At 31.4% G+C, this 15,171-nt stretch carries 13 protein-coding genes and 3 pseudogenes; 2 read left to right on the top strand and 14 right to left on the bottom strand.

Going from position 1 to position 15,171, the window contains the following annotated elements:
• Window positions 1-296 (top strand): IS3 family transposase (locus tag B5D47_RS10910; RefSeq protein ID WP_143592709.1); only part of this gene is annotated, 296 nt, incomplete at its 5' end.
• 38 nt (window positions 297-334) lie between these two features.
• Here the strand turns inward: B5D47_RS10910 and B5D47_RS10905 are convergent.
• From B5D47_RS10905 to B5D47_RS10855, 14 genes and pseudogenes are all read right to left on the bottom strand, one after another.
• Window positions 335-1,882 carry an InlB B-repeat-containing protein gene (locus B5D47_RS10905; protein ID WP_078931870.1) on the bottom strand — a complete coding sequence of 516 codons (1,548 nt, stop codon included), beginning with the start codon at window positions 1,880-1,882 and terminating at the stop codon, window positions 335-337.
• 72 nt (window positions 1,883-1,954) lie between these two features.
• Window positions 1,955-5,848, bottom strand: a complete 3,894-nt coding sequence (locus tag B5D47_RS10900) for a hypothetical protein (protein ID WP_078931869.1) — start codon at window positions 5,846-5,848, stop codon at window positions 1,955-1,957.
• 240 nt (window positions 5,849-6,088) lie between these two features.
• Complete coding sequence (locus B5D47_RS11825) at window positions 6,089-6,211, bottom strand: hypothetical protein (RefSeq protein WP_268811082.1); 123 nt, start codon at window positions 6,209-6,211, stop codon at window positions 6,089-6,091.
• Between the two features lie 17 nt (window positions 6,212-6,228).
• Window positions 6,229-6,507, bottom strand: a complete 279-nt coding sequence (locus B5D47_RS11340; protein WP_143592703.1) for a hypothetical protein — start codon at window positions 6,505-6,507, stop codon at window positions 6,229-6,231.
• A gap of 69 nt (window positions 6,508-6,576) precedes the next feature.
• Window positions 6,577-6,930, bottom strand: a complete 354-nt coding sequence (locus B5D47_RS10895) for a hypothetical protein (protein ID WP_078931868.1) — start codon at window positions 6,928-6,930, stop codon at window positions 6,577-6,579.
• On the bottom strand, window positions 6,930-7,214 hold the full coding sequence (locus B5D47_RS10890; protein WP_078931867.1) for a hypothetical protein: 285 nt from the start codon (window positions 7,212-7,214) through the stop codon (window positions 6,930-6,932). The genes B5D47_RS10895 and B5D47_RS10890 overlap by 1 nt, the downstream gene beginning before the upstream one ends.
• Before the next feature lie 17 nt (window positions 7,215-7,231).
• The gene (locus B5D47_RS10885) at window positions 7,232-7,918 is read right to left on the bottom strand and encodes an ATP-binding protein (RefSeq protein ID WP_234970058.1); all 687 of its coding nucleotides are present in this window, start codon (window positions 7,916-7,918) and stop codon (window positions 7,232-7,234) included.
• A gap of 75 nt (window positions 7,919-7,993) precedes the next feature.
• Window positions 7,994-8,122: pseudogene (locus B5D47_RS11820) on the bottom strand (AAA family ATPase); the annotation flags it as partial.
• A gap of 409 nt (window positions 8,123-8,531) precedes the next feature.
• Window positions 8,532-9,791 carry an ATP-binding protein gene (locus tag B5D47_RS10880; RefSeq protein WP_078931865.1) on the bottom strand — a complete coding sequence of 420 codons (1,260 nt, stop codon included), beginning with the start codon at window positions 9,789-9,791 and terminating at the stop codon, window positions 8,532-8,534.
• A gap of 604 nt (window positions 9,792-10,395) precedes the next feature.
• Window positions 10,396-11,805, bottom strand: a complete 1,410-nt coding sequence (locus B5D47_RS10870; protein ID WP_078931863.1) for an ATP-binding protein — start codon at window positions 11,803-11,805, stop codon at window positions 10,396-10,398.
• Between the two features lie 311 nt (window positions 11,806-12,116).
• Window positions 12,117-12,329, bottom strand: a complete 213-nt coding sequence (locus tag B5D47_RS10865; RefSeq protein ID WP_078931862.1) for a BrnA antitoxin family protein — start codon at window positions 12,327-12,329, stop codon at window positions 12,117-12,119.
• Between the two features lies 1 nt (window position 12,330).
• Window positions 12,331-12,615: pseudogene (locus B5D47_RS10860) on the bottom strand (BrnT family toxin).
• 236 nt (window positions 12,616-12,851) lie between these two features.
• Window positions 12,852-12,998 (bottom strand): hypothetical protein, encoded by a 147-nt coding sequence (locus B5D47_RS11480; protein WP_159443535.1) that lies wholly within the window; start codon window positions 12,996-12,998, stop codon window positions 12,852-12,854.
• Window positions 12,999-13,446: 448 nt separating this feature from the next.
• Window positions 13,447-14,364 carry an Abi family protein gene (locus tag B5D47_RS10855; protein WP_078931861.1) on the bottom strand — a complete coding sequence of 306 codons (918 nt, stop codon included), beginning with the start codon at window positions 14,362-14,364 and terminating at the stop codon, window positions 13,447-13,449.
• A gap of 239 nt (window positions 14,365-14,603) precedes the next feature.
• Between B5D47_RS10855 and B5D47_RS10850 the strand changes: the two are divergent.
• Window positions 14,604-14,873, top strand: a pseudogene (locus tag B5D47_RS10850) (transposase); the annotation flags it as partial.
• Between the last annotated feature and the right edge of the window lie 298 nt (window positions 14,874-15,171).

The following is a 15,171-nucleotide window of genomic DNA, read 5'->3' as shown; positions in this document are numbered from 1 at the left end:
GCCAGTACACAAGCAAGGCTTACAAGAAGGTTCTTGGACAGCTGCATATTGTCCAGAGCATGAGCGATGTCGGAAAGTGCTACGACAACTGCAGAATGGAAAGTTTTTTCGCTACCCTTAAAAAGGAAAAAATCTATCAGATGGACACGACAAAAATGACAGCCGAAGAAGTAAAAAAAGAAGTCTGGAGATACATTTTTGCTTACTACAACACTGTAAGAATCAGCACTGTAAACGGAGGTTTTCCTCCAACTAAATACAGGCTGTCAAAAACAGCTATGTTAATAGCAGCTTAATTTAAGGGGTATTTGGGACTGCACTTTTATTGACTATTTCAATTTGAAATCCATGTGTCACCATTCTGTGCAAAATAATAAGTACCTGTACTTGAAACAGCCCAAGGGATTATGGGACTCCATTTCGCATACAAAGTTAAATCTTGTTTGAATCCAACAGGAATTGTTTCAACTTTTTTATATGACTCAAAAGTTTCTGACGCATACCAGCCACCGAAATTGTAACCTGCTTTTGTTGGTGTAGGTAAAATAACTTCTACTTCTCCAGAAAACTTTGTTACATAGCTTTCTGGCATTGTTCCTTCATTCCAGTTATAAGTAATTGAATAAACCTGTTCTGCCCACGCAGCTGTAAACTGTCTGTTTCCAGTAGAACCAGTAGGAATTTCTGCAAAAATAGTTGCGTTTTCATCCCATCCTATAAAATCATATCCATCTTTTGTAGGAGTTGGCAAAGTAATAGAATCTTTAACAGTGTATGTAGTTGCATAACTTTCTGAAATAGTTCCACCGTTTAATTCGTAGGTAATGTTATAAGTTATAATCTCCCACTTTGCATAAAGCGAATAATCCTGTGAGCTTCCTGCAGGAATGGAAGTGACTTCTGTATAATAATAGAATGGTGAAGTATACCAGCCACCGAAATTGTAACCTGCTTTTGTTGGTGTAGGTAATACTGTATCTGTAGAAGAGAGAATATTATATGAGTCAGGTATTATTTGCATAGAATCAAATGAACCACCATTCAAGTTATAAGTAATAGAGCATTCTGTAACACCCATATTATCTGAAATGGCAGTTTCTGTAATTGTAAAGTATTCATCAGAAGTTTCAGAATTGTATTTATCTTCGTTTGTAGTAAGCACATCTGGAGAAACTGTAACTGAGAGAACTTTTTTTACAATATGTTTTATGTCACCTTTATTTACATAGAAATAAACAAAATAGTCTCCGGCAGGTATGCTTTCAGCCTCCCAAAGAGCAAAAACGTCTACCAGTTGGGAAAAAGTATTAGGTTTTCCATAAATTAAAGTTGCAGGTTTTTCTGCCTCAAATTCGAAATTTCCTAGCATATTAACTACTTTGAAAGCAACATCGTAATCAATCTGAATACTATTTCCATTTGTAACATAAGGAATATTCTGCAACTTAAATCCTATTCTTACACTACCATTTCCTTCTTTACCGTATTCTTCTGGAGACAGTTCAAAAAATACTGAATTTGCTCCGTCATCAATGTTCTTTGAATCAATGCTTGAAAAAACAGTTCCTTTTTTTGTTGCTTTTAAAGTGAAATCCCAGTACCCCAGTTCTGGAATACTAACACTTGCTTGTAAAAGTGAATCGTAATTATCCCATGTACCTAATTTCAAATTATCATAATTAGAATTTGAACCAGTTAAAGTAAACTGCTCAAAATCATAAATTGTATAATTTGGATTTACTTGAGTTGCCGCTCTTGAAGCAACTTCAGAAAAAGTTAAATATGCTTCTTGAGTTTCCAGATTATTCTGACAAGAAGCCAAAATAATACTTCCAGCCACAATAAATATTGCTTTTTTTAATATTGCCTTTATTCTTACCATATATTATTTCCCATAATCTTAATTAACAAATCATAAATCTTACCCCAAATAATGGGATAAGATTTAACAACTCTATCTATTTTTTATATAATCAACAGAAGCTGATGTTGTAATATTTCCTTTTTTTGCAACTACCATTACTGTATTCTGACCATAAGAAAAGTTATATACAGGAATTGTTACGTTAAAACCATCAGCAATATATTCAGTTCCGTTCACATACCAAGTGTATGAATCAAAACCATTTGTTGCAGCAAAATAATTTCCTGTTGCAGTTAACTCTAAAGTTGGAATGGAATTGTCTACTGTAGCGGATATTCCTTTTGAAGCGTAGAAATTTGTAGATTCAGAATCATAATAGTTTGTATCAATAGTTCTTGTTTTTGTTAGTCGTACATTAATATTTAAAGGATTTCCCCAGAAATCAAAAAGGTTGTATTTACTGATAATTGCATCAAAATCTGTAATTGTAGCATTCAATTTGTATTGAGTGTAATTATCATCAAAATATTCAGAATCAACTGTCCAAGAACAATTCTCTTTTTCTACCAAACCATTTGGCAAAACTAATTCTAGACTGTAATCATATTTATCAATTCTGTCGTAACGATTGTCAATAAGTTCTGTTGAATTTATTACAATATTTCCGTTTTCGTAACTTCCAATTGTAATTGCAGGAGCATCAACATAATAAGAAACAACCACTTTTCTATCGAGTACAACAGATTCACCAGTAGCAATTCTTGTTTTTGTTAATCTGTAAACATTACTGCCAACAGGAATATCTGCATAATAGAATTCATACCCACTACCATAATATACTGTTGTATCAAGACTTATATCTTCCCAAATAGGATTATCTTCCTGGTAATATTTTTCAAGTGTTCTTTGCAAAGTATATTCATAGTTGCTTTGTGAATCATAAGGATAATTTTCCTGCAAAACAAGTTTTACATACTCATAGTTTTTATTATCATCTACTTCAAATACTACAGGACTTGTAATCTCTCTTTGTGTAGCAACTGCAGGAACATTATAACCTGCATCATCATTATAGTATGCTTCTGTATATACATATTTGATTACACTGTTATAACCAGGTTGTGAAACTTTAACTGCAAGAACTACATAATTTCCAGCAGGCACATTCCAAATTGTTTCCCATGGCTTATAGAGTTTTGTAAGTTTTGAGACTCCATCCTGAACAGAAGTTTCCAGATAATATTCTTGAGGAATCCACACATTCTGTACTTCGGATGATGTAGAAATCAGCAATTCTTTTGCTTTTTCTATAGTTTCTGCATATACATAAGTAATTGATTCAATTTTCTGAGAAACATCTATTCTGAAATCAATATCAGATAGATAAATATCATTAAAGTTTGAATCAAAATTAGCTGATGTGAATTTCAGATTATCAGAAATTACAGGTTGTGCTGTATCCAATATTTCAACAATATTTTCTATTACTGGACTTTCTGTAACTTTTGTTTCTTGGCAATCCAATTTTGCATTTTCTGAAGTAGTTACTTTTAAGATTAAATATGTTCCTATATCAAAATCTTTTTTGATAAATTCATAAACTATTTTATCTTCTGTTCTATACAACTCATAAATATTGTAGATTTCAACATTTATTGCACCTTTTGAATTCAAGCGATTGTTCAATATAGATGAATCTGCAGCATACTCTTCTTTTGTTGCAGTTGCATAAGAAATACCGCTGATTGTCTGATTAATTTCTGTTTCAATAATTGCATGCAAATCATTTGCAATTGATTCTTCAGAATCCAAAGCTTTCCAGCTAACATTTATTGTTGCAGGAGAAGTCACATTATCTCCTATAGCTGAACAGTTGTTTGAAACTTTCTCAATTTCATAATCTGATTTTCCAGTTTCTGATACTATAATTTTTACTGCAAAATAATTTCCGGTTGGAATATTTCTAAGAACCGCATATTTATTTGCATCAAATTCATAGAATTTATAGCCTGAAAGATCAGTCACAAGAGTTTCAACTTTTGATGTTTCAAGTAATTTCAATGCTGTAGATTGGCTCTGTGAAACTGCATATTTTATTGTAATCTTCTGATTAATGTTATTAGCAGAAACATAGAAGGAAACATCATCTAACATGTTATCATTATTATTACAATTAATTTTGATATCACTAACTGTTACTGGATTAGTTATTGCATTATATTTAATTGCCTTTGAAACGTAATTATCAATTTTTCCTTCTTCAGAAACTACAACATCGATTGCTGTATAACAGTTAGTAGTATCCCCAACATTTTTTAAAGTGAATACATAATATGTATATCCCTTTTCAAATTCTAATGCTTTTCCATTTTCAGCCAACAATATTGCTTCTTCTTCATTTGATGAAGTTTCGTATCTAATAGAAGAAAGTTCCTGATTTTCATCCAATGCAACAATAACTTCAAGATCGTTTGCTAATTCATCAGTGTCTGCAGCGATCCAGTTAAAATTAATGATGTTATTTGAAATTTGAACAGTATCTTTGTTATAAACAGGAACTCTTGTTCTGCTTTGGTAGATAAAATTGTTATTCATGTAAGATACTAAGAAATCATAAGAAACATTATTATTTACAATTTCAACTTCTGCATAGATACCAGAATTATTTCTTGTATATTTGATTTCAGTTACTACTTGTTTGTATTCACTGTCATCTGCACCCTTTTCTTTTGCATAAACCGTATATTGTGAAAGTGGCACTACTGAATCATTTGTATATTTTGCAGGATTCCATGAAAGCTTAATTGTATTTTCACTTACATACCGTCCTACAAGACTAAGGTCTGCTGAAACTATCTGTTGTTCATAAATTTCTCCGTTCATTTCTCCCATGAATTTAATCTTAGATCCATTAGAGATAATCACAATAAATGAATACATTTTGCTTTCATCAGGGAAAACAAACTTCATTGTATATTTTGGAGATGTATTTGTGATTCCACCAGAAATAGTAGATACATTTCCTGGATATAAATTATATTCTTTCTTTCCAAACTCTGTATAGTAGAAATAATAATCATAAGTAGGTACATAAGAACCATCTTTATATTTATTTGCATTCCATGTTATCTGTCGGTTATTATTTTCGTCGAATGAAATTTCGTATTCAAAAGTATCATCCAATAATTCAAGAGTTTCAAATTCTATTGTAGAAAAAGATTTTATTTCATTGAAACCAATGTATTTACCATTGGCAGAAGTAACTTCGATTGTTATTTTATAAGTTCCACTATGATCTGCGACACCACTTATAGTTGCAGTTGAATTAAGTGGAGCAGAAATGTCTGAATATTCACCTACAAAAACATCATGAACACCATAGATTTCATAAGTATTTCCATAATCTGCAAAAACTTTATATTTCAGATATGGCTTTACAGGAAAAGAAACTCTATAAAAACCTAATTTTTCATCTTTTACTAATGAAATATTTGAAGAAGATAATTTATTATTAGTTATATCATCTGCGTTGTAATTTTTTTCATACTCTTCAAAATCCAATGGTTTTGTACTCAAAGAAGGAACAATGCCAGTCAATGTTACATCTCCAGCTGAACTTTCTGAATAAAATACCGCACGTCCTTTTTGATCACCCGATGCCACAACTTCGTAACGCTTTTTTTCACCATCAGAAATGTTTGTATCTTTGTAATAAGTAGTATTCTTTGGGAAATGTTTAGATTCAGATTCAATTAAAATATTTTTCCCATCATCTATACGATAAACTCTTAAATCATATCCATTGAAAGCATTTTGAACATTGCTCCAATAAATATAGTTGACACCAGGATAAGCTATACCTTCAATTTTTGGGGTATCAAGTTTAATTACCGTGTCATCTTGTGTAATAATATTTGTTGGTTGTGTACAACTCCATAAAATAACACAGCCCAACAACAAAAAAATAAGTTTATTTTTTTTCATTAATAAACCCTCCTTTTTATAGTTTTTTTAAAAGTTTTAGGATTAATGATACCCCCCCCCGTCAATATTTGTCAAGTAATATTTTAAAAAGTACTTTTAAAAGAAAAAATTAAAAAACTGCATTAAATTTTATTTCTTCATGTGCCCTCCAGAAATCAATTCCGGAAAGCAGCATCATAAGTTTTGTTAGCGTCCGGCGAATTTAACTATTACGAGTCGGGAGAAAATCGCCAATTTTAGTCAGATGAAAATGACCAAAAATCCCATCTCACAATTCTGGATGAAGTTATACGCAAGCTCATCGCTTTTAAGAATATTTATAAGAGAAACTTCAATGTCATCTTCGGTAATGTAATTTGCCATAAATTTGTCTCCAATAATTATGAATAATATTCTTGTAAAACTATTGTCTTAATTGTCTCAAAAGATTGTAGTCCGTTTTTTTCTAGTTCTTTTGCAATCTCTTTTCCGCGATTACCACGAAGAGCATCTGTAAAAAATAAAATAATTCCTTCTGCACTTTTCTGTTTTTCAAGTCTGTCCATAGTGTTTTGCACGCTATTTTTAATTTCTTGTGACAGATTTTTACTAGAGAGAGCAGGAAGCAGAACATTGTTTTTTATAATATTAAGTAATCTGTTCTTTTCGTTTTGATGCAAATCTAAGGTATAATCAGAAAGCGATTTTTCAGAATTAAAAACATGAATAAATGATTCTATCGTGTTTGTCTAACGAACAAAATCTTCAAAAGTATAATTTACAAAGCTTGGGTGCATTATATCACAGCGTAAATCTTTGATATTCAGGAATAATTTTGAATTATCTTCATAAATCAATCTATCCTGAGGAAACATTTCCAGAATTCTTGATTGGTTTTCTTTATCTTGTAGGATAAGAATTAAATAATAGATATCCAACTCAGAAAAATCTCGACTATTTCTTTCATTCAAGACTCGTTCTACACAATCTCTTTTCCATGTAGAAGAAATAGCTGGTAATCGATCAGATAAGTAATTAAGAAGAGGTATAAGAGCTACATATAAAAGTTCATAAGTTTTTTGAAGAATATGTATTGTTTCCATTATTTATCTTCCTTACTTATAATTCGATTATCATTAAATACGCCCCATAAATATGAAGGTGCCATAATATTATCAGAAAATGACCATGGCCCTTTTACTGGCCATTGTTTATATGCTTCTAGTACGTGTTGTTTTGTAATATTATGTGGAGTTTTATTGGGCCTAAGAGGAATAAAACATTCGTCTTCAATTTTATATTCAAATGATTCTTTACGAATAGTTAGAAACTTATTTCCTTGATTATCGCAAATTCTTTTCCAGACCAGAGCAAAATCTTCAGTCATTCCTAACCTCCAGATGCCTATTCTTTTCCTAAAAGAAAATCAGCCAGATTTATTATACTTATTCCTTCGTATAAATATTTTTCGTGTCTTGTTCGCGCAATTAAAACTTTAGGGTAAGCGTCTTTTATGCTCAATAAAGGAGTTACTTCCCGTTCAAGAGTTTCTGGTAAAGAAATATCATCACTCACTTGAATGTAGATTTTCTCACTCTGCTTTATTGCAACAAAATCAATTTCTTTTTTATATAAAACTCCGGTGTAAACTTCGTAGCCCCTGCGCAGCAATTCTATACAAACCATGTTTTCATAAACTCTGCCATAATCCATGTTTTTAGTTCCAAGAATTGCATAGCGGAAAGAATGGTCGGCAAGATAATATTTATCCTGGCTGGCAAGATACTTTTTTCCGCGAATGTCATAACGGCGGACTTTATAAAAAGCAAAGGCATTGCAAAGATAATTCAGATATGAGCCTATAGTTTTGTCATTTGTTTTTTCCTGATTACTTGTAAGAGTATCGGCAATTTTACGAACAGAAACTTCTGAAGAAATATTGTCCAGCATAAAGTCGTTTAACTTATTCAACAAAACTTCATTTTTGATTTTATACTTTTGAACAATATCACGTGTAATAAGTGTATCAAAAACATCTTTGATATAAGCATATTTTTCTTCTGTAGATTTATAGACAAATGAACCTGACATTCCGCCTTCTTTAACATAAGAATCAAAAGCATTTTCAGGATCAGCATTTTTAAAATATTTCTGATATTCTAAGAATGAAAAAGGGAATACTTTTATTTGAAAAACGCGGCCTGTAAAAAGGGGCGCTAAATCGCTTGAGAGTAAAAAGGCATTTGAACCAGTTATATAAATGTCATATTTCTCACTAGCATGAAATAAATTGATTTAGCTTGGCTAGCCAGTTGTTTATTGTTACTACAGCAACTCCTGTTTCCTTCGAAACTGAAGTTACACTCCGATTCGACGGCGGAAGAATCTTCTTCAAATCCGTCAGCCAACATTACAATTACTTTTTTTATAATTTCTCCATTTAGTATATTTTTGGGCGTGCCGGTTTTAAGCTTTGCTTAAAACCGTCGGGTGCTTGCTACAAGTCCTCGCACCTTTCGGTGCTGCGGTCTTTCCGCAACGCCCCCTCACGCATGTAAGCTCGCAAGAAAGCCATTTTCTATATTTTTAACACATCTCTAAAGAATTTTGCAAATCCATTTTCTACAACATTTTTGTCTACCGCAAGATTTTTTGTTCCGTAAAGTAATTTCATAAAAAAAGTAGAGCATAATAATTATGAATTCTAAATTTTCAACAGCCATTTCCAAACTGGAATCACTTGGATTTTTACACCGTCGATATTTAGTTCCTTTTCTTCTTCGTAGGTGAGTATTACAAATTCCTTTGCTTCTTTTAGAGTTTTTGCAGCTTCTACAAGAGATTTTGTTTCTCTGTCATCAGAAATATTTGTAATGGAATATGCTACTTGAATTGCAGTGCCAGTTTCTTCTATAAAAAAGTCCACATCTAAGTTTTGAGATTTTAAATAATAAACGTTGCTTTTATAATTGTTCCACAAATTTATTGCTACAAGATTTTCTAACAAACGAGGTTCTTCTTTATTAAAAAACAGATTTAATAAGCCATTGTCGTTAAAATAGTATTTTGGCGTAGTTTCTTTTTCTACAAATTTTGAAAAATAATTTTTAATTGTAAAAATCAAAAAAGATTGTTTTGCATAACCAATATAATCTATAACAATATCTTTGCTTATTTTTACACCAATTGTTTTAAGTATGTTATGTAATTTTGAATAAGAAATTTCATCTTTCACAGATTCTGCAATTTTTTTTATCAAAATTTGCAATCCATTAGGATTTCTTATACTATTCCTGGCAGCAATATCTCCTAATAAAACTTTTTGATATATGCTGGAAACATATTCTCGCTTATTTTGATAATTCAAAGTTTCTGGAAATCCTCCAAAATAAAAATATTCAGAAAATTCCCTTTTGATTTTTCCACTTTCTTTTGTACCAAAAATTGATTTATCAGAAAAATCAATTTGTTTTGCTGTAAGAAATTCTGTAAAATTATATGGTGTAATATATTTTGTAAAATATCTTCCACCCAAACGATTTTCAATTTCTTGGGAAAGCATTTTTGCGTTGCTTCCTGTAATAAACGTGTGCTCTTTGGAATCTGCCATACGGCGGGCAAATTTTTCCCAGCCTTCAATATTCTGAATTTCATCCAAAAAGAAATATCCTGTTTTATCAGTCAATTCTGCTTGCACAGAAAGTAAATCATTAAAATCATTTAGAGAAAATTCTGCAAGACGTTCATCTTCAAAATTTATGTAAATAATCTGATTCCATTCAATTCCTTTTTCAACAAGATCTTTTACAATTTTATATAGCAATGTTGATTTTCCAGCTCGACGTAATCCAATAAGAACATAATTTGCATTTAGATCAAAATCATAATCACGAGGAACAATTTTTGTTTTTTTTATTATTTCATGTTGATCAAAAATAACTTCTTTTAGAATATCATGATTCATAAATGCCTCTGTTTTACTGTCGAGTATACTAGACAAATACATTATTATATTGTCGAATATACTCGACAATATATCTTTTGTCAATCTTTTTCTTGCACTGACAAAAATGAAATTATAAACTTGAAAAATGAACGTTTAAAATAGATGGCTAAAATTTCGCCATCTATTTTAAGTCTCGAGTTTTTTTGTAAAAACTCTATTTATTTACGTGTTCGCTTGCGCTAACGTTTTTGTAAATCCTCAGTTGTTGAAACAACTTGCGGTTTACAAAATTAAAGAACGATATTTTACAAGAAACAAGTATTCGCATAGCATCAAAAGAGGATGCAAAATCAATTAATGACATTTCAAAAAATGAATTGGTAAATCTCTTATGGCAAAAGTTGAAGAATGGGCAAAATCTAAAAAAAAAATTAATTCGTCTAAATTCTGGGAGCACCAGAACACAAGCCCACAACTTCTACAGAAACATTGGTTTTTCTGATGAAAAAACACAATTACGAGTTCTGAAAAGTTTGCTTTAAAAAAATGATTCCCCCATCAAGTTCGGGAATGACAGTTGTGATTTTTTTCACAAATTATGCAACCTCTTTTTGGAACATTTTTATAATTCTCCGAACTCGAATAAGTCATCAACCGTTACAAGAGTAATGTTATTTGATGATGCATTTTCCTTTACATAATCTGAAAATCCGCTTTTACTGAAGGCATAGAAATATGTTTCCTTTGCATGTGCAAAAATTGACTTTCTTGAAAGCATATCTTCCATTTCGGATTTTCCAAAGGATTCACCTTTGAACTTACATTCACAGAAAATATACTTTTCATTTTTATCATCAATTAAAAGAACATCTATATCGTCCTGACATTTTCTTGCAGGATTATTTCCCCACCATTTTCCATATTTTGATGGAATAAAAGGCAACTTTCTGTTCTTTGCCATACGTATCATATATTCAAGACAGATTGTTTCAAAAACAAATCCAAAATAAGAAAAGAAACTCTGTGGGTCCATTATTTCCTTTGCGGATTCTTCAGACCCAAGAATTTCATAGAAGCTTTTCTTCTCAAATAAAAAGTGATACCAGAAAGAAAAATAATTATCTGCAATTTTATAGATTGTTTTTCTGGAAGCTTCATCCTCACCACAAGGAACTGCCTTTTTTATAAGACTGATTGTCTGAAGGATTCCAAGATACTTTGAACATTTTTGTGTGTCCTCATGTATTTTCGTGGCAATTTCATTTACTCTTGAAGCACCTCCAGCAATCGCTTCAAAAATACTGTTGTAAATTGCTGGTTCCCGTAATTCCTGTTTAAGAAAATAAATTGGTTCATCCTTAAGAAATCTTCCTTCTCTTAGTATTTCCCTTGCAATGTTTTTTTCGATTGGTTTTTCTGAATCAAAAGCCTGCAAATAACATGGAATGCCACCTAAGATTCCATAGGCCATCAGTTTTTCTTCATTTGAATATTCAGGAAAAAACAATGCCGAATCAAAATAATCAAATGCCTTAAGTTCAAGATGTGCTGTTGAACGCCCATAAAGTGGACTTTTTGAACCTAGAACTTCACCTTCCATAAAACTTACAGAGGAACCACAAAGAACAAGGAATATATTTTTCTCTTTCCACTGATGATCTATTGTGTGCTGAAAAATGCTCTTTATTGATTTATTCTCACTAGCAATGTATGGAAATTCATCAATTACAATAACAAGTCTGTCTTCAGTTGCTTTTGATGTAACATATTTTAATGCTGTTTCCCAATCTGAAAACTCACCAAAAAAATCATTATCAAAATATGTTTGCACAGTTTTTGAAAAATCAAGAAGATTTAATGAATCATTCTTTTCCTGTGCTGAAAAGAACAACGGTTTTTTATTTTTAGTGAATTCTTTGAGGAGTTCTGTCTTTCCGACACGCCTACGGCCATAAAGAACGAGAAATTCAAATTGTTTTGAATCATATAAGTCTTCTAATAATTCAAGTTCCTTTTTTCGGCCTTTAAACATATTTACTCCATTTGAAAATGTAAACTTTAGAGTAGTATACTTTAGAGTTTACTATTTTTCAACCTTTTTCTTTTCTCTGTATATGACTTTTATCTTCTGATACTCCTCCGTTTACACTAATATCAGTTTCAAACAAAGGCGCAGTACGACAAATCAATGGTAAAATGTTGTCCTGCTTAGTTATTTTCCTTTTTAAAAACCAAATAAACTTTTATCAAGTTTAGAGGCTCTGATAATTGAGTATATAGTTCATAGCTATTTGATTATTTCCATGACAACCCGCTGTCGGCTTTGAAAATTGTTATGTGTTTCTACTTTGCAAATGCCACTTCCATATGTTTCTTTTCTTTTACACAGTCAAGAAGATAATAATTAATAATATTCTGATATGGCATTCCTGTTTCTTCTGACATTTTTTTGAAATAATCAATTACCTGTTCATCGAGACGGATTGTAATTTGCTGCTTGAGTTTTCCAACATAAGGATTTTTTACTGCATTTGAAAAATCGTATTCTTCTCTCATTTTAATTTTCTCCATACTGTTTCTTTTCGTTTGTAGTTGCTTTTCGAGCTGAAATGATTCTGATTACTTCATCATTTTCCCGATAGCAATGACAAACAACCAGCACTTTAGAATTATTACTAATGCCTAAAATAATAAATCTATCCTCTTCTTCCGAATGGTCTGGATCTGCAATTAATTTTGCATTTGGATCATAAAAAACAGTTTTTGCTTCTTAAAAAGAAACATTATGTTTCTTAAGATTTATTTCTGCTTTTTCTGGATCCCAATCAAATTTTATTTCCATAATTATATTATAATTATAACTTACTTATTTCGTCAAATAAAAAAAGCACGGTTTGAGAAAAAAGGACAATCAGTTGCAGCTGATATAGTCATATAAAGCTTCTTTATCTTTCTCAAACTCAATATCTAGTACATTATTCAAATAAGAGTCCGTTTCAAGAAAAAGCCCAGAGTTACTTTCCATTAATATTCTATAGGTTTCGGAATTAAGAAGCTTTTCTTTTGCTTCATCAGAACCTAATCAATTTTGATTTCATATAAAGTTTCAGAAAATCTATCTTTTGAAGCATTAGGACGACGCAAAATAGCTTCTCGATATTTCTTATGCATCATACCAATTGCCTGGCTCTTTGTGATAGTTTCTGCAGAAAAAACATAATTCATTTCTTCATCAGCAAAGAATCACATTCTTAATGCAACTTTTCGTCTCTGTTTTAAATTGTTCAAAAAGTTATTCATCCATATAAATGTTGGAGATTTTGCAAAATTAAAATTCTTTATTTAGCACTCCTAAAAAACAAAAGGCTGTGTAATCTGGACGCTTCCCCTATATTGGGAGGTCTTTTCATTACCAGCCTGTTCAACCATAGTTAAGACTATGCATATATAAATATAGTATATTATCATATTGATGTCAAATAAAAATTAAAAAGTTGTTGACAGTCCAAAAGTTTCATTTTTCTCCATGGGAGTCATGAAAGGAATTGAATTCATTGGCGTTTTATATACACCTTTTTCGTATTTATGCTCCGCTAATGATGATGGTGTCAATTACTTAACTCTCCTTCGATTTTTTTATAAGAGGGATTGTTTCTAATAGTAATTTATTTTATTAAGCCCAAAAAGAATCTTTTTCCCAATCATTGGAAAAACCTAGAAAATCAATACATTTCGTTTTGTTTCTCTTCAAGAAATCTTTTATTTCTGTTACCCAATGTGAAGGAGATGTAATATTCTGATTTAGGAAAATTAAAACTAAAATCAGATTATAATAACAATTTGATTGTGACGACCAAAGATTCTTGATTGGATTTTTATTTGATTTTGGCTTTTTAGGAATAATTGTGAGTTTTTTATTTACAATTCTTGCCTGATGTGCACATTGATTCCGTAATACAGCAAGACTATGAATCCATGATTCAAGAAGATGTGCATCCACTTTAAAAAAAGAAGCAATAGCATCTTTTGCATTACCAGGCGAAGTCGGATTTGATGAAGGAACTTCTTTTAGATTTGTATACCAGCAAGAAAGATTTCCAAAAGACATCACTTCACAAGATATCCATGCAGCAGGAAGCTTTCCAGTATATTTAGTAACATTATGCTTAATAAATGCTTCTTTTGAACGATCAACCTCATGTTTTGTTGTTTTTATATTTGCAAGTCTTTCTGTCTCATCTTTACAATAATTTTTGTAATAGAATTTTTGGGGCCCATATTTTATACCAGTTTCGTAAGCCCATCTTGTTCGAAGAGTAACCTCGAATCTGCTAATTCCTTCAAAAATTAAAGAACGTAAATCTCTATCGAAATAATACATATCCATAACCTGTTCAAATGTTGTGCCAGGTCTGATAACGTCTCTTGAAGTTTCATAATATAACCAATAGCCACTTAGACGATAATAATTTATACTAGTAAGAACATTGCTTGCATAAGAAATATCTGAAATTGTTAGTCCTTTATTTTGCAATTTAGTTATTTGCTGGGGAATTGTTGTTGCTGGATTTGTATATGCAATTTTTGCCATCGTACTTTAAAAAAATATGACCCACCGATTTGAGGATGGTAAAAACCATTAACCTTGGCGGGTTCTGTTAATAATAATATATAACAAAACCTTCAGGTCGTCAATTATTTTTTTCCTCCATTTTTCATGTTACTTACAAGTATAACATGTTATTCTTTATAAATCTCCACTAAAAGCTTTCTGTAACAAACTTTGTTTTAGTTCGTCGCAGTTGGCAATTTGTTTTGTGTAGATTTCCTGCAGCTGGCGGACTTCAGGCCGCGATACGCAACACCTTACCTGGAACTACATGGCAGAGATGCAAGGTTCATTTCATGCGGAATATTCTTGCATATGTTCCGCAGAAAGATAAGGAGAAAGTTGCCGCGAAGTTGAAGCTTATCTGGAAAGCCCCTGATGAAAAATCTGCAAGGGCGATGAAAGATGATTTCTGCGAGGAATATGAAAAATCATTTCCTAAAGCAGTGGAATGCCTTGAGGAAGGATTTGAAGATTCGGTTCAGTTCTACTGATTATTTCACAGAAAATGAACCATCAATATTCATCTGAGCACCACCAATATCAATAAGAGCACCAATTAAATATTTCTAAAATATAACACCTTAAGTAAGATTTTTATGAACTTGATAAAAGTTCAAATCTTATTTTAAGGAGGCCTGCTTATGGCCAAAATCAATCCGAAGCTCATTCTTGAGCTAATTGAAAGTGGCATGTCACGAAGGCAAATCTGTTCCAGTCGACATGTCAGCCCCCACACTGTCAGCGAAGTAAAACAAATCGCTGAGAAAAACAATATCACGACAAAAG

Source organism: Treponema berlinense (assembly GCF_900167025.1).
Taxonomy (GTDB): domain Bacteria; phylum Spirochaetota; class Spirochaetia; order Treponematales; family Treponemataceae; genus Treponema_D; species Treponema_D berlinense.
Note: the sequence above shows the minus strand (reverse complement) of the source record. Positions and strands in the feature narration are given on the sequence as shown.

Coding starts and splice junctions, on each gene's coding strand:
- B5D47_RS10885 (WP_234970058.1), bottom strand. CDS start 7,918: ATGTCAGGTTCATTTGTCTATAAATCTACAGAAGAAAAATATGCTTAT.
- B5D47_RS10855 (WP_078931861.1), bottom strand. CDS start 14,364: ATGGCAAAAATTGCATATACAAATCCAGCAACAACAATTCCCCAGCAA.
- B5D47_RS10870 (WP_078931863.1), bottom strand. CDS start 11,805: ATGTTTAAAGGCCGAAAAAAGGAACTTGAATTATTAGAAGACTTATAT.
- B5D47_RS10880 (WP_078931865.1), bottom strand. CDS start 9,791: ATGAATCATGATATTCTAAAAGAAGTTATTTTTGATCAACATGAAATA.
- B5D47_RS10895 (WP_078931868.1), bottom strand. CDS start 6,930: ATGGAAACAATACATATTCTTCAAAAAACTTATGAACTTTTATATGTA.
- B5D47_RS11480 (WP_159443535.1), bottom strand. CDS start 12,998: ATGAATTATGTTTTTTCTGCAGAAACTATCACAAAGAGCCAGGCAATT.
- B5D47_RS11825 (WP_268811082.1), bottom strand. CDS start 6,211: ATGGCAAATTACATTACCGAAGATGACATTGAAGTTTCTCTTATAAAT.
- B5D47_RS10900 (WP_078931869.1), bottom strand. CDS start 5,848: ATGAAAAAAAATAAACTTATTTTTTTGTTGTTGGGCTGTGTTATTTTA.
- B5D47_RS10905 (WP_078931870.1), bottom strand. CDS start 1,882: ATGGTAAGAATAAAGGCAATATTAAAAAAAGCAATATTTATTGTGGCT.
- B5D47_RS10890 (WP_078931867.1), bottom strand. CDS start 7,214: ATGACTGAAGATTTTGCTCTGGTCTGGAAAAGAATTTGCGATAATCAA.
- B5D47_RS10865 (WP_078931862.1), bottom strand. CDS start 12,329: ATGAGAGAAGAATACGATTTTTCAAATGCAGTAAAAAATCCTTATGTT.